Here is a 26,130-nt window from a genome sequence, read left to right as displayed (position 1 = left end):
GCTCCTACCTTACGCACCCTCCTAGCTACTCAGCATCAAGCACCTAGCTGGCACACTTCCCTACCCAGCCTGTACGTGTAGCCCGTTGCTAGAGCAAATCAAAGGCGCGGGCGTACTGGCCAAGTTCGTAGGCGGAGGTGGTGCCTAGCTTTTGGCGCAGGTTGCGGCGGTGCGTATCAACGGTTTGGACGGAGATGAACAAGTTCTCGGCAATATCGCCCGAGCTTTGCCCGCGGCAGATGCAGGCCAACACTTGCCGCTCCCGGTTGGTGAGGCTGGCAAACCGGGCCGATTGGGCCCGCAGAAAGGCATTCTCGTCCAATAGCCGCTGTGCTTTGGTGTTGATATGGCAATCAGGATCCAGGATGCAGGACAAGCAGATGGTCAGCAGTGGTTGCCCCTGGTTGCCTTGCGCCAAGATGCGCACTGTGCTCAGATGAAGCTCGTAGCTACGCTGCGGCCCTGTGCGCACCTGCTGAAAGAGCGTCAGCGAGTAGTTCAGATCATTTCGCTCCAGCAGGTCGGCCACTTGCGGAACGTATTCGTGGGCCTCGTCGGCGTTGAAATAGCGGCTGTAGTATTCTTCGCGCATGGCCGTCAGCTCCGGCAGTGTCGTGTTCAGCTTGGTGAGCCCCATAGCCGACATATAGAGCACTTGGCGGCAGTCACCACTCAGGATAATTATCACGCCGGGTAGGTCGTCGGCCACGGCGGCAACCTCTGTTATTTTTCGCTTAATAAGCTCTTCATCGGTCATGTAAGTAGGATTACGATAGTTGAATGTCAAACTCAGTATCTAGACGAAACAGTCCCTTCTCCACTTGCTTTGAAGCCATGCCTTGTATCGTATCTATGGAAGTTGTCCCAACTAAAGCAAATGATTGTAATCCTGATAAACAACATTAAAATTATATTAAATATAACTATTTAAATATCATATAAAAATATCACTACTTATCCGCTGTAGGTTGAGTGCATTGCAGCTAGCATAACTAGAGCGTAGCTACAGCCAAGTCACGTGGATTGCCCAGCACGCTTAAATGATGGTAGGCTGGACTGAGGCAACAAGAAAGGCGCCCGTCGTTGAATCGATATTCAACGACGGGCGCCTTTCTTGTTGCCTCAGTCCCTCTAGAAGGGACTAAGGCTTTCTAGCTCTACTGTATTACTGCCCTACTGGCAGCCACTTGCGCAGCACTTTCAACTGGGCTTCTGTGGGGTTTTCTACCTGCTCTACGCGGTAGCGCTGGGTGGTGCCAGCCAGCAGCGGGAAGCTCACTTCCTTGATCTGGCCGTCGCGGTTTACCAAGAACTTGACGGTGGTGCCGGCCGGGCGGCCGGTGAGGGCCGTGTTGGGGTCGGTGGTGATGCGGCCGCCGTCGAGGGCCAGAATTTCGTCGTTCACGTTCAGGCCGCCCTGCCAGGCGCTACCGTCGCGCACCACAGTCGTCACGGTGGGCGCGCCGCTGCGGGTGCTGATGTTGGCGCCCAGCACGCCATCGGCGGTGGAGGGGGTGTTGGTGAGACGCAGGCCTGCGTAGCCCAGGGCCGTGTTGTAGGGTAGGGTTTCGGTGCCGTACACGTAGCGCCGGAAGAAATCGTCGAAGCGCTGGCCGGCTATTTTGGCCACGGCCGCCTGGTATTCTTCGTCCGTAAAGCCGCGCTTCTTCTTGGTGTAATACTCCGAGTAGAGGTAGCGCATCACGTCGTCGAGGCTTTTCTCGCCCTTGGTGGCGTTTATCACCATTAGGTCCAGCACGGCCCCGATTACCTCGCCTTTATCATAATAGCTGATGCTGGTGTTGTAGGAGTTTTCGTTGGGCCGGTACTGCTTGATCCAGCTGTCGAAGCTCGACTCGGCGGCCGATTGAATCTTGTTGCCGGGCGTGTTTTCTACCCGGGTAATCACGTTGCTGAGGTCGGCCAGGTAATTTTCGGGCTTCACGAAACCGGCCCGCTGGGTGATGAGGTTGGAGAAATACTCGGTGCCGCCCTCGCTCACCCACAGCATGTGCGTGTAGTTCTCCTTGTCGTAGTCGAACGGTCCCAGCGCGATGGGGCGGATGCGCTTCACGTTCCAGAGGTGGAAATACTCGTGCGCCACCAGCCCCAGGAAGCCTTTGTAGCCGCCGGGCGTGTTGTAGGTGGTGCGCGACACCTCTAGAGTAGTCGAGAACAGGTGCTCCAGGCCGCCGCTGCCGCGCTCCAGGTTGTGCACAATGAACACGTAGCGGTCCAGCGGGTTCTGGCCCACCACGCGGTGCGCTTCCTCGCACACCTTCTTCATATCGGCCAGCAGCTGCTGTTCGTCGTAGCGGGCCTCGCCGTACATGGCCACCGTGTGAGGTGTACCGTTGGCGGTGAATTGCAGGATCTTCTGGTTACCGATTTCGATGGGCGAGTCAGCCAGCTCGTCGTAGCTCTCCGAGCGGAACGTAAAGGGCGCGCCGCCACTCACCGGCTTCAGGCTGGTGCTCACTTGGCTCCAACCCGTAGCGGGCTGCACCGTGACGGTGCTAGCCAGCGCCTTGCCCTCGGCGGGGTACATAAACACGCTGGTGCCGTTGAGGTAGCCGTGCGAGGCGTCGATGAAGCTGGTGCGCACGCTCAGCTCATAGGCGTATACCTTATATTTTACAGTAAAGTCCTTGGCCTTGGGGTGATACACGCGCCAGGTGTTTTTGTCCACCTTATCGACTTGCAGGGCCTGCCCGCCGGCCGTGGCTACCAGGCCTTCCACGTTTTTCTCAAACTCCCGCACCAGGTAGGAGCCAGGTGCCCATACGGGCATTTTCACGTCGGTGTAGGGTTTATTGAAGCCACCCAGGCTCATTTCCACCTCAAAGTAGTGGGTTTGCGGAGCCGGCATGGAGAGGGTGTAGCGCAGGGTAGGCGAAGCGGCAGCAGCCGTGGCGGCCGTCAGCAACGACAGCGCCCCGGCGGCCACCAGCGTGCGGAAACGAGTAGGCAACATGAACAGAAAATAAGGGTAAAGAAAGCAGGAGTACACCCGACCCAAAAAAGCAGCCGGGGTTGCAAAATAAGGCCGATTTTTGAACCCACCTACTCGCCCGCGCCTACCCAGCCGGAACCCCTACCCTACGGTTACCGTTAGGCAGCATACTTTCTTACTAAGTATATGCGCTACGTCTGGATAACGTTTTTGAGTCTGGTAGCCGTGCTGCTGGCTGTATTTCTCTGGCCCCGCCAGCCGGACTCCCACGCCGTCGGCACTGCGCCTACCTCCGTTGCGCCCGTAGTGGCCGTGGTTCAGCGTACGTACCGCGCCCCTACCCCCGCCCTCAACGACGACCGGGCCGAGGCCATCATAGACTTTGCCCGCCAGCAGCTGGGCACGCGCTACTGCTACGCCGGCACCACCCCCGCTGGCGGCTTCGACTGCTCGGGCTTTGTGTACTACGTTTTCAAGCAGTTCGATATCAGCGTGCCGCACTCCACGGCGCAGCTCATCAGCACCGGTCGCCCCGTGGAGCGTAGCCACGCCCGCCCCGGCGATATTGTGGTATTTACGGGCACCGCCGCTACCTCCACCACACCCGGCCACGCAGGCATCGTACTTTCAGAACCCGGCGAGCCACTGCGCTTCATCCACTCCTCCTCGGCCCGCCGCGAGTCCGGCGTGAAAATCAGCCAAGTAGAAGGCTCCGACTACGAGCGCCGCTTCATGCAAGTGCGCAGGGTGCTTTGAAATAGTGGTGAGTAGTGAGATGGTGAAATGGTGAGTTTGACGTTCTGATGGCGCCACTTGCGCAGACTGCGCCTTTAGTACAGTGAGAACGTCAAACTCACCATTTCACCATCTCACTACTCACCATTATAAAACAGCGATGCCCGGTACTGCCTGTGCAGGCCTACTGAAAGGCTGCTGGGCAATACCGGGCATCTAATCCTTCAAATCTTACCAAGCGACGGGTCTGGGGTACAGCCCCGCCATCCGTGAGATAAGACCTTGCCAGAATGCGGGAGCACGCCCTGTTGGGCTAACAAGTGCTCCGCGCGAAAAGCTGTTGTTACGCGCGTCCGGCGGTGATGCGGACTACATTCGACAGGCTCGGCAGGATTTGGTTGGGACTACTAGACATTTTGTACCTCCTTTCTTTACGTTCGACATAACCGTTGCTCGCGCGGCCCAGCACCTTAGGGCTGCTTGAACAGGGCTGTAGCACTCGCTACTGGTTTGTAAAGTTAAAAGCCCTTCGGATGGTTCAAAATAAAAACCCTACTATTTTACCCCCTGGAGCTAGCAACCTGAGCATCAGCGAGTTTTTTTCAGAAAAAAAGTGTCTTTCTTTTTGCTATCGTCTGATTGGCAAGCTGGCGCTATGTTTGCATTTTGGTTATGGTATTCTAACGCGGTTTGGTTGCACTTGGCTGCTTTGACCATTTCGCGGTTTTCCCCTATCTTTTCCTCAAACCCACTCTCTCTCTTATCACCATGAAAAAAATGTTGTTTCTCTGCCTGGCAATGCTGCTGGGTTTCACAAAAATTGCTGCGGCCCAGAGTCTCTCGCCATTGGGCACCTGGACCGATGCCGATAAAAAAGCGCAATTTGAAATCTATAAGTGCGATGGGAGCAAGCTGTGCGGCAAAATCGTGTCGCTGGCTGTGCCCAACGACCCCAAAACCGGTAAGCCTAAAACCGATACGCCCAATCCCGATCCCAAGCTGCGCAGCCGCCCCCGCCTGGGCATGGTATTTATGCAGGGCTTCGAGTACGACTCGGACAACAAGTGGGACGATGGTAAAATCTACGACCCCGAGAGCGGTAAAACGTACTCCTGCTATATCAAAATGCTGAACGCCAATACCATGGAAGTGAAGGGTTATATTGGCTTTTCGCTGATTGGTCGCTCGCAGACCTGGACGCGGGTAAAGTAATAGCCGAACTTATTTAGTGAGCAGCGGCGTTCCGAGCGGAGCGCCGCTGTTTTTATTTATATTCAGGCGGTTACTGCCCTGGCGTAGCCACGCTCCCCTTCCTCTCGTATCCAGTTTGTTTCCCTGCGCCTATGCCCATGCCCGCCCGCCCCACTGCCAGTGCCCTTCCTATAGTTTGTATCTGGCTGTTCTGCCTGGGCATGTTGCTACCGCTAGCGGGCCACGCGCAGGCGCTGTCGCCGGTGGGCCTGTGGGAAGACGACTCGGGCGAGGCCCGTGTGGAAGTGAGCGTGCACGACGGCGAGCTGACGGGCCGCTTGATCTGGATGCACCACGCTATTGACCCCAAAACCGGTCAGCCCCACCTCGACGGCCGCAACCCCAACCCTACGCTGCGCACCCGCCCGCTTCAGAATCTGGTGGTGCTGTATAAAATGCGCTACAATCCCGACTCGGGCCGCTGGGAAGACGGCGAAATCTACGATCCGCACAGCGGCCACTACTACTCCTGCTACCTGCGCATGGAGTCGCGCGACCGGCTGGAGGTGAAGGGCTACATTGGCTTTTCGCTGCTGGGTCGCTCCCACTACTGGCACCGCCTAAAACCTGGCACGGCGCTATAAGCGCTCAGCAGACCGGCGCACGTACCTGGAAACTATTTGTAAGGTCGGGTGTTTCTTCTGAAACTCCGAACCTGCTTTTCCTCCATCCTTGCGTCGTTTTTTCAAACAGCTTTTTGGTTCTACTGCTACCGCCTGCCAGGCCGAGTGGCAGCCGTTGGTGCGTACAAAAGCACAGCAGCAGGCCTACGCCCATTGGGTGGAGCAACGGGTGTATCTGAACTGGATGGGGCCATTTTTCAAGGCGTACCATTTCCTGAAAACCAACGTGCGCGGCCGAGGGCTGCGGGTGCAGCTGCTGAGTGAGGGTGGTAGGCAGGGAGCCTTGTTTTTTTACGACCCCAGTATTGGGCCGGGTAATTTTCAGCACCTGTTTGATTTTATCCGTGACCGGGTGCTGGCGCTGGGCTACCACCTTTCTACCTCCGACCGGCGCCGCCTACCCCAAGCCGAGTACACCGAAACCATTGAAAAGCACTTTTTAAAGCCCACGCCCGGCGACTGTCCCGACACGGGGCGCTGCAACCAGCGTTTCGGCAACGTGACAGTGGATTTGGTCCGCATCAACGACCAACCGGGCTTCATTCGGTTTGTGAGCAACCCCTACCACGACACCATCTTCTCCCCGGCTCATACCTTTGATGAGCTGCTGGATGCCGTGTTCAACCTTCCCGCCGCCAGTGAAACAGAGCAGGCTTGCGCGCAACAGTTTTAAGGATAGGGCCCTCGCCTACCCCGCTATGATTTACCACCGCGAAGCAGTATCTTTTCAAGGAAAATTTTCCTTGTTTTAAGATATTGCTATGGCTTGTTTTTTACGCTGCTTTAGTACTTGTAGCCTATTTGTATTCTTATTGCTGCTGAGCTTTTCGGCGCGGGCTACGCACATTGTGGGGGGCGAGATGGACCTGCAATACGTGTCGGGCAACAATTATCAATTGACGCTCACGCTCTATTTCGACGCCATCAACGGCAGCCCCGGCGCGCTGGACAACGACCTAACGGCCGGCATTTTCGATAAAGCCACCAACCAGTCGATGCAAGATGTGGTGCTGCCGCTGGTGGAGAATACGTATGTGGCCTATACCAACCCGGCCTGTACGTCGCCCTCGCTCAGCACACGCAAGCTGGTGTACCGCAGTGTGGTGCAGCTTACACCCAACGTGTATACCGGCGCCCAGGGCTATTACGTGGCCGTGGAGCGGTGCTGCCGCAACAACGGTATCAGCAACATTGTGGGGCCGGGCGAGTCGGGTCAAACGTTTTACCTGGAGTTTCCGGCGGTGCTGCGCAACGGGCAGCCGTTTCGCGACTCTACCCCGCGCATCTTCCCGCCCCTGAGCGACTATGCTTGCCTGGGCGAGCTGTTCTATTACGATTTTGGTGGCCAAGACCCCGATGGCGATTCGCTGGTGTATGAGCTAGCCACGCCCCTCAACGGCTACTCCTCTACGCGCGTACCCAAGCCGGCTACGGCCACGGCGGCGCCCTATCCTACCATTCGGTGGGGCACGGGCCGCAGCGAGCAAAGTCAGATACCGGGTGCCCCTACCCTCACCATCAACCGGCGCACGGGGCGGCTACAGGTGCGTCCTACCCAGTTGGGGCTGTTTGTGTTTGGCATCAAATGTTCAGAATACCGCAACAAAGTGAAGATTGGCGAGACGCGGCGCGACTTTCAGTTGAAGGTGATTATGTGTCCCACCAATGCCGACCCGACCATCACGGCGCAGGCCCAGCTTGGTAACGCCACCTACCGCCCCGGCCGCGACACCATTCGGCTGGTGCCGGGTGGCAACCCCTGCGTACGCCTGCGCTTCACCGACTCGGATAATGCATCGGCCCTGTCGCTGTCGTTGCAGCCCGTCAATTTCACGGGGCCGCTACCCAGCATCTCGCTTCTGCAAGGTATGGTGCGCGCCGTGGGTATGCCCGACACGCTTACTTCGCAGCTGTGCTTCCCTACCTGTTTCGATACCAAAGGCCAGGTGTACTACCTGAACGTGATTGTGGCCGACAACGGCTGTAGCCTGCCCAAGCGCGACACCGTGCAGCTGGCCATTATCGCCCAGCCCGTACCTACCCACGCGCCCGTGCTTACCTCAGTACCCACCCTAATGCGAGACAACAGCACGCCGCTGGTGATACGCGTAGCGCCCGGTAGCGTGTATGAAGCAACCCTGACAGCCACCGACGCCGACAACGACCCGCTGACGCTCACGGCTGCCGGCACTGGTTTCGATATGGCCGCAGCAGGTATGCGCTTTGTGCCCACGAATGGCAACGGACGGGCTACGGGCCTGTTCCGATGGGAGGCGTCCTGCGCGGCAGCGCTCCTGCAACAGATGGAGGTCACCTTTCGGGTGCAGGAAAGCACGTGCTACCCGCAGCCCCAGGTGCAGGTGGTGCGCTTTGAAGTAGTAAACCCCGATACGCTGGCGTTTCTACCGCCCAACATCATCACCCCCGGCAACCACGACGGCAAAAACGACGAGTTTACGCTGCCTACCCTCCCGCCCGACTTCTGCGACAACCGCTTTGCCACCATCAAGATTTTCTCGCGCTGGGGCAACGAAGTGTATAGCTCCGCTGACCGCAACTTCCGCTGGGACGGCGGCGGCCGCCCCGCAGGCGTGTATTTCTACCTGATTGAGTACACCAACAAGCGCCGCTTTAAAGGCATGCTGACGCTGGCGCCAGCCTATCCGTAGCGAGGCTTTTGCACAAACAAAAGGCCCCGGTCGTGCTGCACGACCGGGGCCTTTTGTTTGTACTTCTGGCACCTACCCTACGGTTTGGCGGGCGGGGCCGAGCGGTAGGCGGGTTCTTTGGCTTTCTTCTCGGCCAGGGTCTTCTTGGCCTTCTCGAAGTCGCCGGCTTCCACGAACACCAGCTTGTTGTAATCGAGGTATTTCTTCACGGCGGCATTCACCTGCTCGGGCGTGAGGGCGGCTACTTTCTTCTCGAAGTCGGCGTCCCAGGCCAGTGTGCGGTTCAGGTCGAGGTAGGAGTTCAGGCGGCCAGCCAGGGCATCGTCCTGAGCACGCGATACGGAGCGGCTTTGCAGCCAACCACTCTTGGCCGCTTTAATTTCGTCGGCCGAAAAGCCGGTTTTCGACATCGTGGCAAACTCCTCCTGAATGGCTTTTTCCAGCCGCTCGTTGTTTTCGGGGTTGTAGATGGCGTATACCATATAGGAGGCCAGCTTGTCGCGCGAGTCGGCACTCACCTGTGAGCCGATGCCGTAGCTGATGCCCTCTTTCTGCCGCACCCGCGTAGCCAGGCGCGAGTTCAGGAAGCCGCCCCCAAACAGGTAGTTGCCCAACACCAGCGCCGGGTAGTCGGGGTCGTCGTCGCGCATGGGTAGGTTGAAGCCGGCCACGTACACGGCATTGGCCTTGTCGCTAGCCTGTACCGACTGCTTGCCAGCCTGCACATCGTGGTAGTTGCGCGCAATGCGGGTGTAGGGCGTGTTGGCTTTCCACTTGCCCAGGTCGGTTTTCACCAGCTTCTGCACGGCTGCTACATCAGTAGCGCCTACCACGGCCACGGTGGCGTTATCGGCGCCGTAAAAGTCTTTATAAAACTGGCGCACATCGTTCACCGTCGTCTTTTTCAGCGCATCAATCTCTTCATCGAAGGTCATCACATACAACGGATGACCCTTGGGGTAGGGATTCAGCAGGCGCTGGCTGGTATTAAAAGCAATAGCATCTGGCTCCTGCTTTTGCGACTCCAGCGACACCAGTCGCTCCTGCTTCAGTTTGTTGAACTCCGCTTCGGGGAACGTCGGATTCTTCAGATAATCCGTCACAATCTTCATCACAGCCGGCAGGTTTTCCTTCGCCGCTTCCACCACCACCCCGGCCGACTGGCTGCCGCCGTACACGTAGGCGCGGGCTTTCAGCTTGTCCAGCTCGTCGCGTATTTGCTGATAGGACCGGGTTTTGGTGCCGCGCTCCAGCATGGAGGCCGTGAGGCTGGCCAGGCCGGGCTTGTTCGCCAAGCTCTTTTCGTCGCCGTAGCGTAGGGTGAGTTGCACGTTTACGCTGTTGCCACGAGTGCTTTTGGGCAACACGGCGTACTTGGTGCCTTTGCCTTCTTCGCCGCGCTTAGTGCGTGCCTCAATGTTGGCCGGCGAGGCGTCGAAGGCCTCGCCGGCGGCTACGGCTTTCTCGCCTTTGTAGTCCTTCACCAGCGCCAGCACGTTGGGCGTTTCGGGAATGTCGGAGCGGTCGGGTTTCTGCTCGGGGATGAATATGCCGACGGTGCGGTTCGAGGGTTTCAGGTAGGCATTGGCCACGCGCTGCACGTCGGCGGGCTTCACCTTGCGGATGTTGTCGCGGTAGAGGAACACCAGGCGCCAGTCGCCGGCCGCAATCCACTCGCTCAGGTCCAGCCCTACCCGGTCGGTGTTCTTGAATAGTAGCTCGATGCCCGTGAGTAGCTTGGTTTTGGCGCGGTCTACCTCCTCGGGGGTAGGCGCTTGGGTAGACGCCCTATCCAGGGTGCGCAGCATGGTGGTGCGGGCCGAGTCCAGGGACTGTTCTTTGCGCACTTCAGTGTAGAAGAAGGCAAAGCCGGGGTCGTGCAGGGCGGGCGTCCAGCCGTAGGTGTAGGCCGCTTTCTTGCTGTCGATGAGGGCTTTGTACAGGCGGCCCGAGGGTTCGTTGGTCAGCACGTCCATCAGCACGTCCAGGGTGGCGTAGTCGGGGTGGGCGCCGGCGGGCGTGTGGTAGGCTACAGCCACGCTCTGCGCATCGCCCACGCGGCGCAGGGTCACAGACCGCTCGCCATCCTGGGTAGGCTCGGTGGTGTAGGCTTGAGGCAGTTGCCGGGTGGGCTTCGGGATGGGGCTGAAATACTTATCCACCAAAGCCAGCGTTTTGGCCTCGTCCATTTTGCCGGCTACCACTAGCACGGCATTGTCGGGCTGGTAGTACTTCTGGTAAAAGGCTTTGAGGTTGTCAATCGGCACGCGTTCAATGTCTTCCTTTGAGCCGATGGTAGACTTGCCGTAGTTGTGCCACAGGTAGGCCGATGACAGCACGCGCTCCATCAGCACCCGGCTCGGCGAGTTTTCACCCATCTCAAACTCGTTGCGCACCACCGAAAACTCCGTGGACAGGTCCTTGGCATCGATGAAGCTGTTCACCATGCGGTCCGCTTCCAGGTCGAGAGCCCAGTTGAGGTTTTCGTCGGTGGTCGAGAAGGTTTCGAAGTAGTTGGTGCGGTCGTACCAAGTAGTGCCGTTGGGGCGGGCGCCGTGTTCGGTTAGCTCCTGCGGAATGTTTTTGTGCTTGGCGGAGCCCTTGAAGGCCATGTGCTCCAAGAGGTGCGCCATGCCCGTTTCGCCGTAGCCCTCGTGCCGCGAGCCTACCAGGTAGGTGATGTTCACGGTGGTAGTCGGCTTGGAGTTGTCAGGGAACAGCAGCACGCGCAGGCCATTTTTCAGCTGATACTCCGTGATGCCCTCCACCGATGCCACGCGAGTGAGACCTTCGGGAAGCTTGGTCTGCGCTGCTGCCGGCAGCGCACTTGGTAGCAGCGCAGCCACCAAAGGCCACAGCCGGATAAAGGAGCCAAAACACCGCATAGAATAGTGGTTAAGTGAGTAGATAAATACCCCGCATAATACTCACTATCTATCTAGAAACAAGTACTCTATGACAATATTTATATACTATTTGAAACAGACAATTCTTGCTTCGGCACAGCGTCTTTTACGCTATTAAGCTAGGCACTCGGCACCTACTTTAAGAAAGCGCTTTGCGTAGGAAGTAGCGCGTGAAGCCAGTAGGATAGTTGTCGAGCTGCCCGAACACAGTGTACCCTTGTTTCACGTAGAAATCCTTGGCCTGAAATCCGAACGTATCGAGGTGGGCGTGCTGGCAGCCGCGCTGGTGGGCGGCCTGCTCGGCCTCTTGTAGCAGGCGCGCACCCCAGTCCTGGCCGCGTAGCTGCTCCGGCACAAACAGCAGTTCCACAAACAGCCAGTCGTAATACGTACGCCCCCACAAGCCACCGATGGGTGCGTCTTGCTCATCGAGGAGCAGCACAGCCAGTAGCTGCGACTCGCCGGGCACTTGCTGCCGATTATAGTCCTGCAACCCTGCTAAAAGCTGCTGGCGAATGGCAAGGTCCGGGTCGGAAGTTAGTAGCAGGCGTGGAGGCATAGAAAACGTGTTGTAACTAATGGAAAGCGAAGGACCTTAGATCAGATAAACGCATCATTGTTACGGTGGTCGTTCAGCTAATCTAAGGTCCTTCGCGCTGTTCAGGAAGACAGATACTTTCAGCCTAATACAAGAACAGAAACGCACAGAATAACAACACCCACAGCGCATCCACAAAATGCCAGTACGTGCTCATCAGTTTGAGCTGCAAGCGGCGGTACGGGTCGCGGATGAATAGCAGCGTACGAATACTGTCGCGGGAGGCGTGTTGGGCGCGCAGAAACAGTAGTGTCAGGAAAAGCACGCCTCCCAGCAAGTGCATCACGTGGATGGCGGAGATGAGGTAGACGTAGGTACCGCTGGGCTTGTCCCTGAAAAAGACGCCCTGTACTTGCAGCTCGTGCCAGCCCAGCGCCTGCAAGCCGGCAAAGGCAAGGCCCAGCAGCAACGTAGCCCCCAGGCAGCGCGCCAGGTTGGTTACGTCATCGTCGCGGTAGAGGCGCCGGGCCTGGCTGAGCGTGTAGCTGCTGGCCAGCAACACCACCGTGCTGATAGAAAAATAGCGCGGAAACGGGTGCAGCCCCGCCGGCACCCCGCTCGTGTAGCGCGTGTGCGCGTAGGCCGATATCAGCACCACAAACAAAACCAGGCTGCCCACCAGCCCCAGGTAGAGCAGCAGCAGCGACAAGGGCACCCGAGCGGGACGAGTGGAGGGGGTAGGGCGATTGGCCCCGATTCGTCCCTGGCGTTCTTTACCGAAATCAGAATTCATTACAGAGCAGACGTAGCAGCATACGGTTGGGCAAGCTATTTTAGGACCCTTTAGTTCCGTGGCAAACTCATTGAGCCTTTTGCCAATATAAACAAAACCCCTACGGAATACCGCTTGTTTTCACCGGCTCAGCTCCGAAAAAATGACCCGATTTTTCCCAGCACGGCGTGAAAGGTGATACTCGGTCGCTTGCCCTGCCCAAACGTGACGTAGGTTTTGCCGTTTACGCGCAGCTCCAGTACCAGGCCCAGGCGTTTGGCCAGCTCGTGTAGCTGCTGCAAGGGGTCGGCTTTGGGGCCGGGGGGGCGCGGCGGGGCGTTGGGGTCTTTGGGCGGGCCGCTGGTGAGCTTATCGAGCACGCGCTGGCTGGGCACATTCAGGATGAGGTAGGTACCGGAGGCCGCCAGTTGCAGCTCGTCGCCCTCAATCGTAACGGTCAGCCGGGCGTCTACTTCGAGGCCGCTAGCCAAGGGACTGGGGCGTGGAGCCGGGGGTAGGGTTTTCGCCGCGCGTGCGGATGCGCAACGAGCCATTGATGCGCCACGTGGCGGGCGTGCCGGTGGGGCTTTGTGGGTTGGGCACCTGCACTTCTATCTGATCGAAAGCACAGGACAGCTCCACGCCGCCCGAGAGCTTAGACAGTACGGAAGCGGCCATATCGGCCCAATTGGTGGTAGGAGTGGCAGAATCGGCCATATAGATTTTGGTAAGAAAAGTGGGTATGAGCGGATGCAGAACTCGTTGCCCGCAAGCTACGGCCCTGCCCCGGCAAACGCAAAACACCCCGTAGGGTTGCCCCTGACGCAACTTATGCCCCCCTACCCCGCGTATGGAGCAAAACAGATAGCCTCCTACCCATATTGTATTTTTCCTCCTTCTATGCCCTGCATTCTCACGCGTCCGGCTGCGCTGTTGGCATTCCTGCTTGGTACCAGCGCCTTTTCTCCTACCCGCCTTCTTCCCGAAGGTCCCGCTCCGTTTCAGCTCGTCGATGATGCCGAGCTGGTGTACAACCTACTAGACGCGAAGGGCAAAAAAACCGGCCATATCACCCAACGCGTAGTACGGCTCGGCTCCGAAACCAACAAAAAACAAACGCTTACCACCACTATCGCACTGCTGAAAAGCGGTATCTATGATGCCAAAAGCCGGCTGGTACGTATGCAGGACCTCACCTACGCTGCGCACCGCGACACATCGTTCACCGACGGTATGGCCGAGCTGCCGCCCGATGCGCTGCGCCGCTTCCGGGACCGTATCTACACCTACCAGCCTACCCGCCTGGCTTGGCCCGACAACCCCACTGTGGGCAGCAAACTGCCCGACGGCGGCGTAGTGGTGCAAGTCAGCAGCTCGGCCGTGGACATTGCCAAGGTGCAGGCCATGCTTACACATCGACGGGTGGTAAGTGGCCCCCAGGCCGTGACCACACCCGCCGGCACTTTTCAGTGCTATAAGGTAGAAGCTGAGCGCGACCTCACTACCCGGGCGCGTGCCGATATGGCCATCCGCAAAGTGGAGCGCGAAGTCACGTATTATGCCCCTACCGTGGGTGTTGTGCGCACCGAGTATTACGACCGGGACAAGCTGCGCGAGGTGAAGGAGCTGGCGAAACGCTAGCGTAGGCGCCCGATGAAGTGGGTAACAGTGTGTCGGATGTTTGCTATTTTGCAAGCATATCATCTGATACTCAGCTTTTGCCGCGCCCGGCGGCCGGTCCGTTGTGGCAGCATCCTCCCTTTTCCTACCCCACTCCTATGCGTTATTTCCTATTGGCTGCCTTTAGCCTTTCTTGCACGTTAGCCACAGCTCAGGCCCCTAAAGCTCCGCTGACGCCCGCGCCCGGCACCCACACAGCCCTGCTGGCTACCACCCAGGCCCAGACCTACGGTGCCCCCGTGACGCCCGCCGGGGCGGTGCCCGTGCAGCAGCTCCAAACGGTGCTGGCCGGCCGCGACTCGGCCCGCGTGAAGCTGGTAGGCCCCATTGCTGATGTGTGCAAGGCTGAGGGCTGCTGGCTAACCATGCAGCCCGCCCCCGGCCAGATGATGCGCGTGCGCTTCAAGGACCACGCCTTCTTCGTGCCCAAAGACATCAGCGGCAAAACGGCCGTGATTGAGGGCGTGGTGGTGCATGAAACGGTATCGGTAGCCCAGCAGCGCCACTACGCCGAAGACGCCGGCAAATCCAAGCAGGAAATTGCGGCCATCACCGCGCCCGTGGAGCAGTACAACTTCATTGCCGACGGTGTACGGGTGCAGTAAATGGTGAAATTGTGAACTTGTGAAATGGTGAGTTTGCCGTTTTTGCGACGCAACTTGCAGTATCTGCGCGGCGAGAATTTCAAACTCACCCTCTCACCACTTCGCACTTTTCACTACTATGCCAAGCATCCAGGAACAGATAACCGCCCTCACAGCCCGCCTGCACCATCTTAATTATCAGTATTATCAGAACGACGTGTCGGAAGTACCCGACCAGGAGTTTGACAAGATGCTGGCCGAGTTGGCGGCTCTCGAAAAAGCCCACCCCGAGCTAGCCCTACCTAACTCGCCTACTCAGCGGGTGGGCGGCACCATCACCAAGCAATTTCCCACGGCCCTGCACCGCTACCCCATGCTCAGCCTGGGCAATACCTATTCTGAGGCCGATTTGCGGGACTTCGACGAGCGGGTGCAGCGCGGCCTGGAAGGCGCCGAGTACGCCTACGTGTGTGAGCTGAAGTTCGACGGCGTGGCCATGAGCCTCACCTATCAGAACGGCCAGCTCACGCAGGGCGTCACGCGCGGCGACGGCACCCGCGGCGACGTAGTAACCAGCAATGTGCGCACCATCAAAAACCTACCCCTGCACCTGCGCAACGCTGGCCCCGCCCAGCCCGAGGAATTTGAGGTGCGCGGTGAAATCTTTATGCCTCAGCCAGTTTTTGCGGAGCTGAACCAAGAGCGCGAAGCCAACGGCGAAGCCTTGCTGGCTAACCCGCGCAATGCGGCCAGCGGCGCCCTCAAGCTGCAGGATTCGGCGCTGGTGGCGGCGCGGCGACTGCGCTTCTTTGCCTACAGCTACCTCAGCCAGGGCCGCGACTTTCCTACCCACAGCGCCGCCTTGGAAGCCCTGCGCGCTTGGGGCCTACCCGTGTCGGACACGTGGCGCAAGTGCCACTCCTTGGACGAGGTGCTGGAATTCATTCATCACTGGGATAAGCACCGCTTCACCCTCCCTGTGGCTACCGACGGCATTGTGGTGAAGATAGACGACCTGCGCCAGCAGGAGCTGCTGGGCTACACGGCCAAAAGTCCGCGCTGGGCCATTGCGTATAAATACCCGGCTGAGGCCGGCCGCACCCGCCTGCGCGAGATACAGTACCAGGTAGGCCGCACCGGCGCCGTTACGCCCGTGGCCCTACTCGACCCGGTGCCGCTGGCCGGCACTGTCGTGAAGCGCGCCTCGGTGCACAACGCCAACCAGATTGCCGCCCTTGATTTGCGCCTGGGCGACATGGTATTTGTGGAGAAAGGCGGCGAAATCATCCCCAAGATTACCAGCGTCGACCTCACGGCCCGGCCCGCCGACAGCCAGCCCATCATCTACCCCACCGAGTGCCCGGCCTGCGGTAAGCCGCTGATTCGGCCCGAGGGTGAGGCCCACTTCCGCTGCCCTAACGACCGGGGCTGCCCGCCCCAGCGCAAGGCCAAGCTGGAGCACTTCGTGTCGCGCAAAGCCCTGGATATTGATGGCTTGGGCGCCGAAACCGTGGGCCGCTTCTTCGACCTGGGATTGGTGACGGATGCAGCCAGCTTGTATGACTTACCCAGCAAGGCCGACGAACTCGCTCAGCTAGAGCGCATGGGCGAGAAGTCGGTGCAGCGCCTGGTAGCGGGCCTGGAGGCCAGCAAGCAGGTGCCATTTGATCGGGTGCTGTTTGGCCTGGGCATCCGCTACGTGGGCGAAACGGTGGCCGAAAAGCTGGCCGCACACTACCGCACGGTAGAGGCGCTGGGCGCGGCCACGGCCGAGGAGCTGGCCGCCGTGCCGGAGGTAGGCGGCGTCATTGCCGAATCGGTGGCAGCGTGGTTTCAGGAGGCGCAACACCGCGAGATGGTGGAGCGGCTGCGGACCGCGGGCGTGCAGCTGGCCCTCACCGGCGAAGCGCCCAAAGCCCAGAGCGACCGGCTGGCCGGACAAACCTTCGTGCTATCAGGTGTGTTTGAGCAGCACAGCCGCGAGGAGCTGCAACAGCTTATCCAGCAGCACGGCGGCAAAGTCACGGGCAGCATCAGCAAGAAGCTGAGCTACTTAGTGGCCGGCGACAAAATGGGCCCCGCCAAGCGCGAAAAGGCCACCGAGCTGAAGGTGCCCATCATCTCCGAAACCGACCTACTGGCGATGCTGCCGGCTGCCACTACCCTCCCCGACTCCGAGGCCGAAGCCGCTGCCGACTCGGCTCTGGATAATCTTACCGCGTCTACCCCACCGCAGAGCGGCCAGGGGTCGTTGTTTTCATAGAGACACACTATTTTATGTCTCGTCGTTGTTGACGTTGAACGTCATGCTGAGCTTGTCGAAGCATCTCGCTCGCTTCGTTGGATAGTATACAACGAAGCGAGCGAGATGCTTCGACAAGCTCAGCATGACGTTCAATCACCATGACGTTCAAATTGGGTCGAAATGATTTCCTAAGCAGGTTTCTCACCGGCCATTCAACAACAAGTCACAAAACGCTGTGTCTTTACGCAGTTCCTTACCTTTCTAAAAACGCATCTTTCCCCTACCCACTATGCCCCGCTTCCTCCTATTCATCCTGACCGGCGCCCTCGCCTTCACGCAGCTTTCCTGCTCCTCCAACAGCTCCGTAACGCCCACCGAAACCGCCGCGCTGCTGCAAAAGCCCGATGTGGTGGTGCTGGATGTGCGCACGCCCGAGGAGTATGCCGACGGCCACCTCGCCGGTGCCCGCAATATCGACTTCAAATCGTCTGATTTTGACGACCGGATTGCTCAGCTCGATAAGTCCAAAACCTATGTGCTCTACTGCGCCTCCGGCAACCGCAGCGGCAAAACGGCCAAGCTGATGACCGAAAAAGGCTTCCCCAAGGTGGAAAACGCTGGTGGTTTCAAGGATTTGAAAACGGCTGGTTTAGCAACGGAGTAGCCGGATGCAGCTTTCTTTTTATAGACGCTGTGGCTGGGTGCTGATGCCAGGGCTGTTGGTTATAGCAAGCTGCTACCCCAGCCTGGCCCAAACGCCTACCCTGGCGCGTGATACCTCTTTCACGGTCTACAGCGCCCTCGCTAAAGCCCGCAAAGCTGACCCTACCATTACGCTGGCCAGGCCGGCGGTGCCCGCTACCATCCGTGCCCGGATGAATGTGCCGTACTGCACGGCCGGCGGCCGGACGTTGCAGCTCGATGTGTTCTACCCCAAAGCCCGCCGCCGGGGCGGCTACCCAGCCGTACTCCTGATTCATGGGGGCGGGTGGCGCTCCGGCGACCGGAGCCAGCATGTGCCGATGGCCCAGCAGCTGGCGGCCCGCGGTTTTGTAGCTGTCACGGCCGAGTACCGGCTGAGCACCGAAGCACCCTACCCCGCGGCCGTGCTGGACCTGAAGGCCGCCGTGCGGTGGATGCGGGCTAATGCGCGGGCGTATCGCATAAACTCCAAGCAGATTGCTACGTGGGGCTTTTCGGCGGGCGGGCAACTGGCGGCGCTACTTGGCACTACCAATGAGGAAACCCGCTTCGACTCACTGGCCTGCAACACCAGATATTCCAGCCAAGTGCAGGCCATTGTGGACGTAGACGGCATTTTGGCCTTCATCCATCCTGAGTCGGGCGAAGGCGACGACCGGAAAAGCACTTCGGCCGCCACCTACTGGTTTGGCAGCCCTAAAACCGAGCGGCCTGATTTGTGGCGGCAGGCGTCGGCCCTCACCTACGTAGGGCCACACACGCCGCCTACCCTGTTCCTCAACAGTTCCGTAGACCGCATGCACGCCGGCCGCGACGACATGATGCAGCAGCTCAGTCAGCTCAATATCTACCACGAGCAGCACACCTTCCCCGATGCGCCGCACCCGTTTCCGCTGTTCAACCCGTGGTTTCAGCCTACCCTGAACTACACGGTGGACTTTTTGAATAGGGTGTTTGGTGGAAGTAGCAAAACAAACAATTGAACATCATACTGAGCTTGTCGAAGCATCTCGCCTGATAGTTTTCTATCCTACATCAGCACGCGAGATGCTTCGACAAGCTCAGCAGGACGTACTGATGTACGCTTGCCTTGTATGTAGCCTCTTAAAAACTACGCACCATGCTGTTATGCAATGTGCGCGGGCTCCAGTAGCCGCTGGCAATGATGCGGCGAATGGTGAACAACGGGTCCTGCTGGTCGCGCTTTTCGGCCAAGGCGAAGGCCGCCACGAAGCCGCGCTTTTTCAGCTCCGGAATGGCCTCAGGGTTCCACAAGCCGAAGGGGTAGGCGAAGTAGGTAATCTTCTGGCCCGTAATTTCCTCCAGCGTTTTGGTGGGCTTTTCGATTTGCGTTACCCAATCCTGGCCCTGGTATTTCTTCACGTTGTGGTGGTCCCAGGTGTGCGAGCCGATGACGTTGCCTTCATCGGCGAGCTGCTTCACTTGCGCTTTGCTCATGTACTTGGGGCGGCCCAGGCTCACAGTCATCACAAAATACACCGCCTTAAAGCCGTGCTTGTCCAGCTCGGGACGGGCCACGGTGAACTGGTCCAGGTCCGTGTCGTCGAAGGTGAGCATGACTGGCTTGGGGGGTAGGGCCGCGCCGGTAGCCAGGTAGGCGTAGAGCTGGTCGGGCAGGATGGTGTGGTAGCCCGAATCGGCCAGCATCTGCATCTGCTTCTTGAACGCGTCTACCGGCACAATGTAGTCCTTGGCCGATTTGGAGTCGCGCGGGCGCCAGTCGCGGATCTGGTGGTAGCACAGAATGGGCACCTGCGGCCGGGCGTAGATAACCGCCGCGCTGGCTACGCTGGCCGCCGGAATGCTGGCCGGCGCGGCGGTAGCCGGGGCCGCAGCAGGCGCTGTTACAGTAACCGAATCGGTGGCTGTCACAGTGGGAGGATCAACTTCAGAAGCGGTGGCAGATTTGATATCGCAGGCGGGTAGAGCCAGCATAGAAGCCAGCCCAGCGGCCAGCAAAGCGGTACGAAATACAATCATGGATATTTAAGAGCACCAGGCTCTCAAAAAATGGGTATTTTTGAAAATAATTAATGGATACGGCTACGCTGACTGAATGCTTTTATGCATTGTACTTTTGGCGGAGCAGCTTCCTTACAAATCAACTGATTTTCCACTCATGAACCAACTCCGTGGTACGGGCGTTGCGCTCGTCACGCCTTTTTTGCCCACCACTGACCACGCCGTGGACTATGCCGCGCTGCGTCGTATAATTGACTTTACACTAGATGGAGGCGCTGATTATCTGGTGATTAACGGCACCACGGCAGAGTCGCCTACCTTAACAGTGGAAGAGCGTACCGAAGTTTTGCGTGTAGCGCAAGAACAGGTAGCTGGCCGCGTGCCGCTGGTTTTCGGATTGGGAGGAAACAATACCGCCGCTGTGGCGCACACCCTGCGCACCATCGACCTCACCGGCGTAGTGGCCGTTTTGTCGGCTTCGCCCTACTACAACAAACCGTCGCAGACCGGTATTGAGGCGCATTACCAGCACCTGGCCGATGCCTCGCCCCTACCCCTGATTCTCTACAACGTGCCCGGCCGCACGGGCTCCAACATCACGGCGGCTACTACCCTGCGCCTGGCCCAGCACCCCAACATCGTGGGCATTAAGGAGGCCAGCGGCAACCTGGAGCAGTGCATTGCCATTGCCGCCGGTAAGCCCAACGACTTTCTGCTGATTTCGGGCGACGACATGATGACAACTTCGCTCATCAGCTTCGGGGCTGTAGGCATCATCTCGGTGCTGGCCAATGCCTTCCCCCGTACGTTTTCCGACATGACCCGCCATGCCCTGGCCGGCGACTTCGCTCAGGCCAGCCAGCTACTGTACGAGTTCGTAGCCCTCAACCCGCTGATGTATGAGGAGGGAAATCCCGTGGGCGTGAAAGCTGCCCTGGCGGCGCAGGGCTTATGCTCGGCCGCTGTGCGGCTGCCCTTGGTAGAGGCGTCGAAAGGCTTGCAGGAAAAGATTACGGTACTAACGCACAAGCTGCAAGGGGTAACGGTAGGGTAAGTAGAGACAGAAAACGATTGTCATCCTGAGCTTGCGAAGGACCTTATCACATGAGAACGAGTCGTTGGTACGCCTGTCGTTCATGCGTGATAAGGTCCTTCGCAAGCTCAGGATGACAATCGTTTTTCGTCTATCTACACACACTTACTCAATCAGCCCCAATCCGTGGTCTACCACCCACTGGCCAGCACATCGGCCACGTGCAGGGTTTTAATGGGCTTTTTCTCGCGGCGGATGTAAGCGTCGAGGTGCATCAGGCAGCTGGTATCGGTGCTGATGAGGTAGTCGGCGCCAGTGGCCAGGGCGTGCTCCACCTTTTGCTCAGCCATGGCCACAGAAATTGCCTGAAACTTGACAGCAAACGTGCCCCCAAAGCCGCAGCAGGTTTCGGTTTCGGCCATTTCCAGGCGCGTGAGGCCTTGCACGCTGTCGAGCAGCTGGCGCGGCGCCTCCCGAATACCGCACTCGCGCAGGGCCGAGCAGGAGTCGTGGTAGGTGTACTGGCCAGGTAGGGCGGCACCGGGAATGGTAGTGATGCCCAGCACATCTACCAGGAATTCGGTCAGCTCGAACACGCGCCGTTGCAGGCCATAGTGCTGGCTTTGCTGCGGTGTGCCTTCAAACAGTTCGGTGTAGGTGTTGCGCACCATACCCACACACGAAGCCGACGGGCTGACCACGTAACGGCCCGGCTCGTTGGGAAAATCCTTCAGAAACTTGGTGGCTACCTCGCAGCTTTCGGCCTTGAAGCCCGCATTATAGGCCGGCTGGCCGCAGCAGGTTTGGTTGCCGTTGTAGTGCACCTCGCAGCCCACGGCCTCCAATACCTTCACCATATTCATGGCCGTGGTAGGAAACAGTTGATCAACGAAGCAAGGAATAAAGAGGTCGACGGCGGGCATAGGATGTTTGGCTGTTGGCTACTGGCTGCTAGCTTTTCCACTGCGAAACGGCAGCCGAATCTGGAAAAGAATAACAATGCCCTGCAAAGGTAGGGGCAGCCAGGCAATGCAAGCGCTTATGCTGTCTCGTTTGTCTTCTACCGAAATGCTATCAGCTAACAGCTAGAGGCAAATAGCTAGAAAAGTCACCGCGCCAGCAAATCGGCAATGAGGAGCTTTAGCTCGGGGTCGTTGGGGCGCAGAGCGTCGGCGTAGCGCACGATGCCGTACTTATCCAGTAGCACGTAGCGCGGAATACTGTTGACAGTGAAGCGTTTCAGGAAGCCAGCCGTGGTAGGGCTGGCAAAATGGTACTGCTCACGCACGCCCGCTAAGAACTCCTTGCCGGCCTGCTGCCACGCCTGCTTGTTTTTGTCAATCGAGAGCTGAATGACCACAACCTGCTTGCCCTGGTAGTGGCGGCGCAACGCTGCCGTGGCGGGAAATTCCATGATACAGGGCGCGCACCAGCTGGCCCACAGATCGAGGTAGATGACTTTGCCCCGGTGCCGGGCCAGAAGCGCGGCCAGCGTTTGGCGGGAGCCGTCGGGGGCTACCAGGGTATCGGTGGTAGCCATCTGCTGCTTGGGCATCACCAGCGTGAATTGATCCTGATGGGTGAGGATGCGCACGAAACGGCTTTCCGGCATCACCCAGGTGCGGTAGTCTTTCAGCAGCGGGCCGATGGGGCGGTGCATCAACTGTGCATCTTCCATCAATGCATAGCATACCCATTCCCGCTCCAGTCCTGTAAGCTCCTGCTTTGCTACCGCGTACTGCGCGCTCGTGGAAGCTGGTCGATTTCGTAGCATCGTTAGGTAGGGCACCAGTTGCTTTAGCGTCAGTAGTCGCCGCCACGACGCCACCGGGGGTAGCAACTGCTGACTCCGCAGCAGCCGCATCTGCGCCCGCACCGAATCCTGGTAAACAGCTGGAAACGTTGTTACTATACTCAGCTGCATTGTATCCCGTATCATCCTTACGCCACGTGGCACAAAGGGCTGCGTGTTGTACAGTTTATGGTACCACGTGCCATGCAGTAAATAGATAACTGTTTGTAGGCGCAGTTCTCGCGCCAGTGCCTCCGCCACCGCCGGCCGGATGCCTGGTGTAGTGCGCACCGCCACTATCAAGCTGTCACCAGTGAGGCGCAGACGCTGCCAGTGCTTCATGTATCCCTCTAGGGTAGGAGGCCTACGCTTGATATCGTCGCTTATATAATCTATGCTGCCCAAATTTCCCCAATCATCTAAGCTGAACGGTCCGCGCCGGAGGTCATGGTAGAATTGTAACTCAGCCTGATATGTACCAGAGAAGGAATACGTCGTGGCGGCCTCATTATAACGCACCGTGATAATATCACCGGGCATCACGAGCAACACCGGCTGCTCCCGCATATTGCTCGCTACTATCATAAAGCGAACGGTCAGCGGCACGTAGGAGTTTTCGTCGAATGCAATGCGCAGCGTATCGCCGGGGTGTACGCGCTTGATCTTTCCTTCCTTTTGTAAAATATTATAATAGTAAGGGTGAATAGCATCCCCGTCCTTACTAGCAATCAGCAGTGCTTCCCGCCGCCGGGCGTAGCTGCTAGTACTGGCAAACAAAGCACATACTACAGCGAGCAGTAGAATTCGACATATCAGCATAGCGTAATAGATAGTTGTGAATCAATCCAATATCTCACAACTAACGGCTATTACCTGACAATCAATGTAGCGCACCTAAAATACTTGCCCGGCCGCTACCTGCGCTTCCTGGAAAAGCTGCATGTTCAGGTCCAGCGCTTCGCCCTGGGTTTGGAGGTAGGCGACCAGGTGCTCGGTGGGCATGTTGCCGGTGAGCGTGTCGGCGGCCATGGGGCAGCCGCCATAGCCGCCCAGCGCCCCATCGAAGCGGCGGCAGCCGGCGTGGTAGGCTGCGGCTACCTTTTCCTGCCAGGCATCGGGCGTGGTGTGTAGGTGCGCCCCGAAGGTGATGTCGGGAAAAGCCGGAATCAGGGTTTCAAACAGCGGCGTGATGGTGGCGGCCGTACTCACGCCAATGGTATCCGACAGGGCCACAATGCGCACGCCCAGCGCCGCCAGCTTCCGCGTAAACTCTGCCACAATATCGGGGTGCCAGGCCTCGCCGTAGGGGTTGCCAAAGCCCATCGACAGGTACACAACCAGTGTGTGGCCGGTGCGCCCACACAGCGCCTGCATCTGCGCTACCTCTTCCAGCGCCTCAGCAATAGTTTTGTTGGTATTGCGCTGCTGAAAGGTTTCGGAAAGCGAGAGAGGGAAGCCGAGGTAGGCAATTTCGGAGAAGCCAGCCGCCGTTTCGGCACCGCGCAGGTTGGCCACAATGGCCAGCAGCTCGGTGGGCGAGTTGCCGGTGTCGAGGCCGGCCAGCACCTCGGCCGTATCACGCAGCTGCGGAATGGCTTTGGCCGACACGAAACTACCGAAATCCAGCGTCGAGAAGCCCACGCGCAGCAACTGGTTGAGGTAGGCAATTTTGGTGGCCGTGGGAATGAAGTCGGCCAAGCCTTGCATGGCGTCGCGGGGACATTCGATGAGTTGCATAAAGAGGAAAGGAAGCGGTGCAATTTGCAGTATACGTCATTACTGTTTCTGAGTGAACTTACGTACTCATTTCGTAACAACTCCAAACCGTCCACCTCTTATATCAAGCACAACGAGTTGCTCCGCAAACGGCTCGTTTCCAAGCATGCCACTCATGCCCGACGTTTGCATCAGCAACTGCTGCCACCAGCTCATTCCTTCTATGTAGGTGACCGTATGCAAGGGTAGCGCAGTACTTCCCAGCTGCAACCGAGCCGCCGTGGCAGTGGTATACGACGTGAGCGTACTACCCCAGGAGTTGACGCTAGTGGTTTGCACCGCGGCGGCTGGCTGGGCCATTTTGTGCCATTCCGACTCAGACGTGAGGAGGGCAAACGCGCTGCTGCCCGAGTCAAAAAGCAATTGCCGATCCTCGCCCGCTATAGCAGCCTCTACTAGCAACCGGCGACTTTTGAACGACAGGGGCACGAAGGCCGCGTGGCGTGCGAGGCTGTCAGGCACCACGTTACTCAGCATAAAACGGTGGCGGGCGTAGTCGAGCACTAGGGCACGACCTTCCAGGGCATCGGTTCCTAGCGTACCAATGACAAGCAGGGTAGCGCTGTCGGGTAGTTGGGCAGTTCCGTAAGGCAGTACCCGCATCTCGCGCGCTTGCACCTGGGCTTGGCCTAGCGCAAAACGGACATTTTGCGCGGATGTGGTAGTGGGTTGGATGGTGGTACGCATAGCAGGATACTGCTTCTGTAGGGCAGCCATCGGCTTGGCGTATAGTGCCGAATACGGAGCGCCCGTATCAAATTGCAGGTAGCATGTGCGCGGGCAGCCGGGCAAGGTTACGGGCACGAGCAATGCGGCGTGCGGCGTAATCCGGCCGGCACTGGTATCGGCCAGCCACGAGAACGTACAGGTGGCTGGTAGCTTCGTCACGACCAGTTGATTGAGGGGTGGCTCAAACTTCTTACGAGCGTAGAAATAACCGCCTACTACAGAGACTAAAAGCAACAGCAGCACGGCAAGAAGCACTTTGGTAAGCGGACGCATATGGTATAGGGCTGAGGTGATTTTCTGATTCGAACCTACCAGCCTTGCCCGTTCACGCTTGCGTCATTTCTGCGTCATTGTGCCGCCATAGCCTGCAACTACTTGCTATTCAACAATAACTGCTATATTCTATACCGATAGACATTCAAATTCCCCAGCTGCAATTGTCGGGCGTAATACCCAACAGTTAGCACATTCGCCGCATAGGTCAGCACCAATGCCCCTATGAAAACGCTTGGTACTACCCCGCGGAAGTAAGAAGCGGCCGCCACCTGCGCCAACGCCAGCAGCAGGTACAGAAAAAAGCAGCCTACCTGCCACAGCACCTGAAACCCTACCACCCGCCGGCCTATTTCTGCGACGTGTTCCGTGTTGTGCCGGCGGGAACGCCACAGCAGCAACGGCACCAGAATATTGAGTAGCGGGAAAAGCAGTAAGCTCAACGCACTCAGATTGAGCAGTTGCAGAAACTGCGGGTCGGCCCGAAGCGGGGTAGTAGTTGGCACTTCTGTAGCCCCAGAAAATTCCACTGGCGCGGGCTCTTCGTGGAGACTTTCTAGTGGCACTTGCAGGGCGGCAGCCAGCGCCTGCATCGTGTGGCCGCGTGGTACCGTTTCGCCTTGCTCCACCCGTTGGATCGTACGCAGGCTTACCCCCGACTCTTCGGCTAGCACTTCCTGCGAGTAGCCTTTGCTTTTGCGGAGAGCGACGATACGAACGGGAGAAAACATAGAAGGGTCAGCGGAGGTGGAATGAGTAGCGACAACCAATGATACACTATTCTTCTCACTGAATACCAAGCTGGACTTTAGCTTCCTCGAAAGCCCATTGCTGATGGTTTTCCTCTTTGCGTTCCGCCTTGATACCGTGCGAACTACCTCCGTCG

At 58.4% G+C, this 26,130-nt stretch carries 24 protein-coding genes; 11 read left to right on the top strand and 13 right to left on the bottom strand.

What is annotated here, in order from left to right; genetic code table 11:
* Window positions 1-88: 88 nt before the first annotated feature.
* Both H8B15_RS01935 and H8B15_RS01930 read right to left on the bottom strand, forming a co-directional pair.
* Window positions 89-757, bottom strand: coding sequence for a helix-turn-helix domain-containing protein (locus H8B15_RS01935; protein ID WP_216859038.1), 669 nt, complete (start codon window positions 755-757; stop codon window positions 89-91).
* Between the two features lie 408 nt (window positions 758-1,165).
* The gene (locus H8B15_RS01930) at window positions 1,166-2,974 is read right to left on the bottom strand and encodes a M61 family metallopeptidase (RefSeq protein WP_246455267.1); all 1,809 of its coding nucleotides are present in this window, start codon (window positions 2,972-2,974) and stop codon (window positions 1,166-1,168) included.
* Window positions 2,975-3,139: 165 nt separating this feature from the next.
* Here H8B15_RS01930 and H8B15_RS01925 point away from each other — a divergent pair, with 165 nt between their 5' ends.
* The 5 genes from H8B15_RS01925 to H8B15_RS01905 all read left to right on the top strand — a co-directional run bounded on the left by H8B15_RS01925 (window position 3,140) and on the right by H8B15_RS01905 (window position 8,231).
* Complete coding sequence (locus H8B15_RS01925) at window positions 3,140-3,709, top strand: C40 family peptidase (RefSeq protein ID WP_187317962.1); 570 nt, start codon at window positions 3,140-3,142, stop codon at window positions 3,707-3,709.
* Window positions 3,710-4,456: 747 nt separating this feature from the next.
* A complete protein-coding gene (locus tag H8B15_RS01920; RefSeq protein WP_187317961.1) occupies window positions 4,457-4,900 on the top strand; it encodes a DUF2147 domain-containing protein in 444 nt (147 codons plus the stop codon).
* 131 nt (window positions 4,901-5,031) lie between these two features.
* Entirely contained in the window at window positions 5,032-5,523 is a 492-nt protein-coding gene (locus tag H8B15_RS01915) for a DUF2147 domain-containing protein (protein ID WP_187317960.1), read from the top strand.
* A gap of 88 nt (window positions 5,524-5,611) precedes the next feature.
* Window positions 5,612-6,235: a hypothetical protein gene (locus H8B15_RS01910; RefSeq protein ID WP_187317959.1), complete on the top strand. Its 624-nt coding sequence runs from the start codon at window positions 5,612-5,614 to the stop codon at window positions 6,233-6,235.
* A gap of 139 nt (window positions 6,236-6,374) precedes the next feature.
* The gene (locus tag H8B15_RS01905; RefSeq protein WP_187317958.1) at window positions 6,375-8,231 is read left to right on the top strand and encodes a T9SS type B sorting domain-containing protein; all 1,857 of its coding nucleotides are present in this window, start codon (window positions 6,375-6,377) and stop codon (window positions 8,229-8,231) included.
* Between the two features lie 77 nt (window positions 8,232-8,308).
* On the opposite strand, the gene H8B15_RS01900 is transcribed toward H8B15_RS01905, so the two are convergent.
* The 5 genes from H8B15_RS01900 to H8B15_RS01880 form a co-directional block, all read right to left on the bottom strand.
* On the bottom strand, window positions 8,309-11,116 hold the full coding sequence (locus H8B15_RS01900; protein WP_187317957.1) for a M16 family metallopeptidase: 2,808 nt from the start codon (window positions 11,114-11,116) through the stop codon (window positions 8,309-8,311).
* A gap of 160 nt (window positions 11,117-11,276) precedes the next feature.
* The gene (locus H8B15_RS01895) at window positions 11,277-11,696 is read right to left on the bottom strand and encodes a GNAT family N-acetyltransferase (protein WP_187317956.1); all 420 of its coding nucleotides are present in this window, start codon (window positions 11,694-11,696) and stop codon (window positions 11,277-11,279) included.
* A gap of 124 nt (window positions 11,697-11,820) precedes the next feature.
* Window positions 11,821-12,468, bottom strand: coding sequence for a cytochrome c oxidase subunit 3 (locus H8B15_RS01890; RefSeq protein WP_187317955.1), 648 nt, complete (start codon window positions 12,466-12,468; stop codon window positions 11,821-11,823).
* 128 nt (window positions 12,469-12,596) lie between these two features.
* A complete protein-coding gene (locus H8B15_RS01885) occupies window positions 12,597-12,938 on the bottom strand; it encodes a hypothetical protein (RefSeq protein WP_187317954.1) in 342 nt (113 codons plus the stop codon).
* Window positions 12,931-13,164 carry a hypothetical protein gene (locus tag H8B15_RS01880; protein WP_187317953.1) on the bottom strand — a complete coding sequence of 78 codons (234 nt, stop codon included), beginning with the start codon at window positions 13,162-13,164 and terminating at the stop codon, window positions 12,931-12,933. The genes H8B15_RS01885 and H8B15_RS01880 overlap by 8 nt, the downstream gene beginning before the upstream one ends.
* A 183-nt stretch (window positions 13,165-13,347) precedes the next feature.
* On the opposite strand from H8B15_RS01880, the gene H8B15_RS01875 reads away from it, so the two are divergent.
* The 5 genes from H8B15_RS01875 to H8B15_RS01855 all read left to right on the top strand — a co-directional run bounded on the left by H8B15_RS01875 (window position 13,348) and on the right by H8B15_RS01855 (window position 18,641).
* Window positions 13,348-14,088, top strand: a complete 741-nt coding sequence (locus tag H8B15_RS01875) for a TapB family protein (protein WP_187317952.1) — start codon at window positions 13,348-13,350, stop codon at window positions 14,086-14,088.
* Window positions 14,089-14,225: 137 nt separating this feature from the next.
* Window positions 14,226-14,732 carry a DUF4920 domain-containing protein gene (locus tag H8B15_RS01870; protein ID WP_187317951.1) on the top strand — a complete coding sequence of 169 codons (507 nt, stop codon included), beginning with the start codon at window positions 14,226-14,228 and terminating at the stop codon, window positions 14,730-14,732.
* Between the two features lie 118 nt (window positions 14,733-14,850).
* Window positions 14,851-16,974 (top strand): NAD-dependent DNA ligase LigA, encoded by a 2,124-nt coding sequence (ligA, locus tag H8B15_RS01865; RefSeq protein WP_187317950.1) that lies wholly within the window; start codon window positions 14,851-14,853, stop codon window positions 16,972-16,974.
* Between the two features lie 271 nt (window positions 16,975-17,245).
* Entirely contained in the window at window positions 17,246-17,620 is a 375-nt protein-coding gene (locus H8B15_RS01860) for a rhodanese-like domain-containing protein (RefSeq protein WP_187317949.1), read from the top strand.
* Between the two features lie 43 nt (window positions 17,621-17,663).
* The gene (locus tag H8B15_RS01855) at window positions 17,664-18,641 is read left to right on the top strand and encodes an alpha/beta hydrolase (protein ID WP_246455266.1); all 978 of its coding nucleotides are present in this window, start codon (window positions 17,664-17,666) and stop codon (window positions 18,639-18,641) included.
* Window positions 18,642-18,762: 121 nt separating this feature from the next.
* Here H8B15_RS01855 and H8B15_RS01850 read toward each other — a convergent pair whose 3' ends face one another.
* Entirely contained in the window at window positions 18,763-19,659 is an 897-nt protein-coding gene (locus H8B15_RS01850; protein ID WP_216859037.1) for a polysaccharide deacetylase family protein, read from the bottom strand.
* A 139-nt stretch (window positions 19,660-19,798) separates the two neighbouring features.
* Between H8B15_RS01850 and dapA the strand changes: the two genes are divergently transcribed.
* Complete coding sequence (gene dapA, locus H8B15_RS01845) at window positions 19,799-20,695, top strand: 4-hydroxy-tetrahydrodipicolinate synthase (protein ID WP_187317947.1); 897 nt, start codon at window positions 19,799-19,801, stop codon at window positions 20,693-20,695.
* A 170-nt stretch (window positions 20,696-20,865) separates the two neighbouring features.
* On the opposite strand, the gene H8B15_RS01840 is transcribed toward dapA, so the two are convergent.
* From H8B15_RS01840 to H8B15_RS01820, 5 genes are all read right to left on the bottom strand, one after another.
* A complete protein-coding gene (locus H8B15_RS01840) occupies window positions 20,866-21,597 on the bottom strand; it encodes a (Fe-S)-binding protein (RefSeq protein ID WP_187317946.1) in 732 nt (243 codons plus the stop codon).
* 185 nt (window positions 21,598-21,782) lie between these two features.
* On the bottom strand, window positions 21,783-23,285 hold the full coding sequence (locus H8B15_RS01835; RefSeq protein WP_187317945.1) for a TlpA family protein disulfide reductase: 1,503 nt from the start codon (window positions 23,283-23,285) through the stop codon (window positions 21,783-21,785).
* Between the two features lie 75 nt (window positions 23,286-23,360).
* Entirely contained in the window at window positions 23,361-24,203 is an 843-nt protein-coding gene (locus H8B15_RS01830; protein ID WP_187317944.1) for a hydroxymethylglutaryl-CoA lyase, read from the bottom strand.
* 66 nt (window positions 24,204-24,269) lie between these two features.
* Window positions 24,270-25,244 carry a hypothetical protein gene (locus H8B15_RS01825; RefSeq protein WP_187317943.1) on the bottom strand — a complete coding sequence of 325 codons (975 nt, stop codon included), beginning with the start codon at window positions 25,242-25,244 and terminating at the stop codon, window positions 24,270-24,272.
* 122 nt (window positions 25,245-25,366) lie between these two features.
* The gene (locus H8B15_RS01820) at window positions 25,367-25,975 is read right to left on the bottom strand and encodes a helix-turn-helix domain-containing protein (protein WP_187317942.1); all 609 of its coding nucleotides are present in this window, start codon (window positions 25,973-25,975) and stop codon (window positions 25,367-25,369) included.
* Between the last annotated feature and the right edge of the window lie 155 nt (window positions 25,976-26,130).

The sequence above is a fragment of the Hymenobacter citatus genome, assembly GCF_014333615.1.
Taxonomy (GTDB): Bacteria; Bacteroidota; Bacteroidia; order Cytophagales; family Hymenobacteraceae; genus Hymenobacter; species Hymenobacter citatus.
The sequence above is the reverse complement of the archived record's forward strand: the minus strand, read 5'-3'. Positions and strand labels throughout refer to the sequence as shown.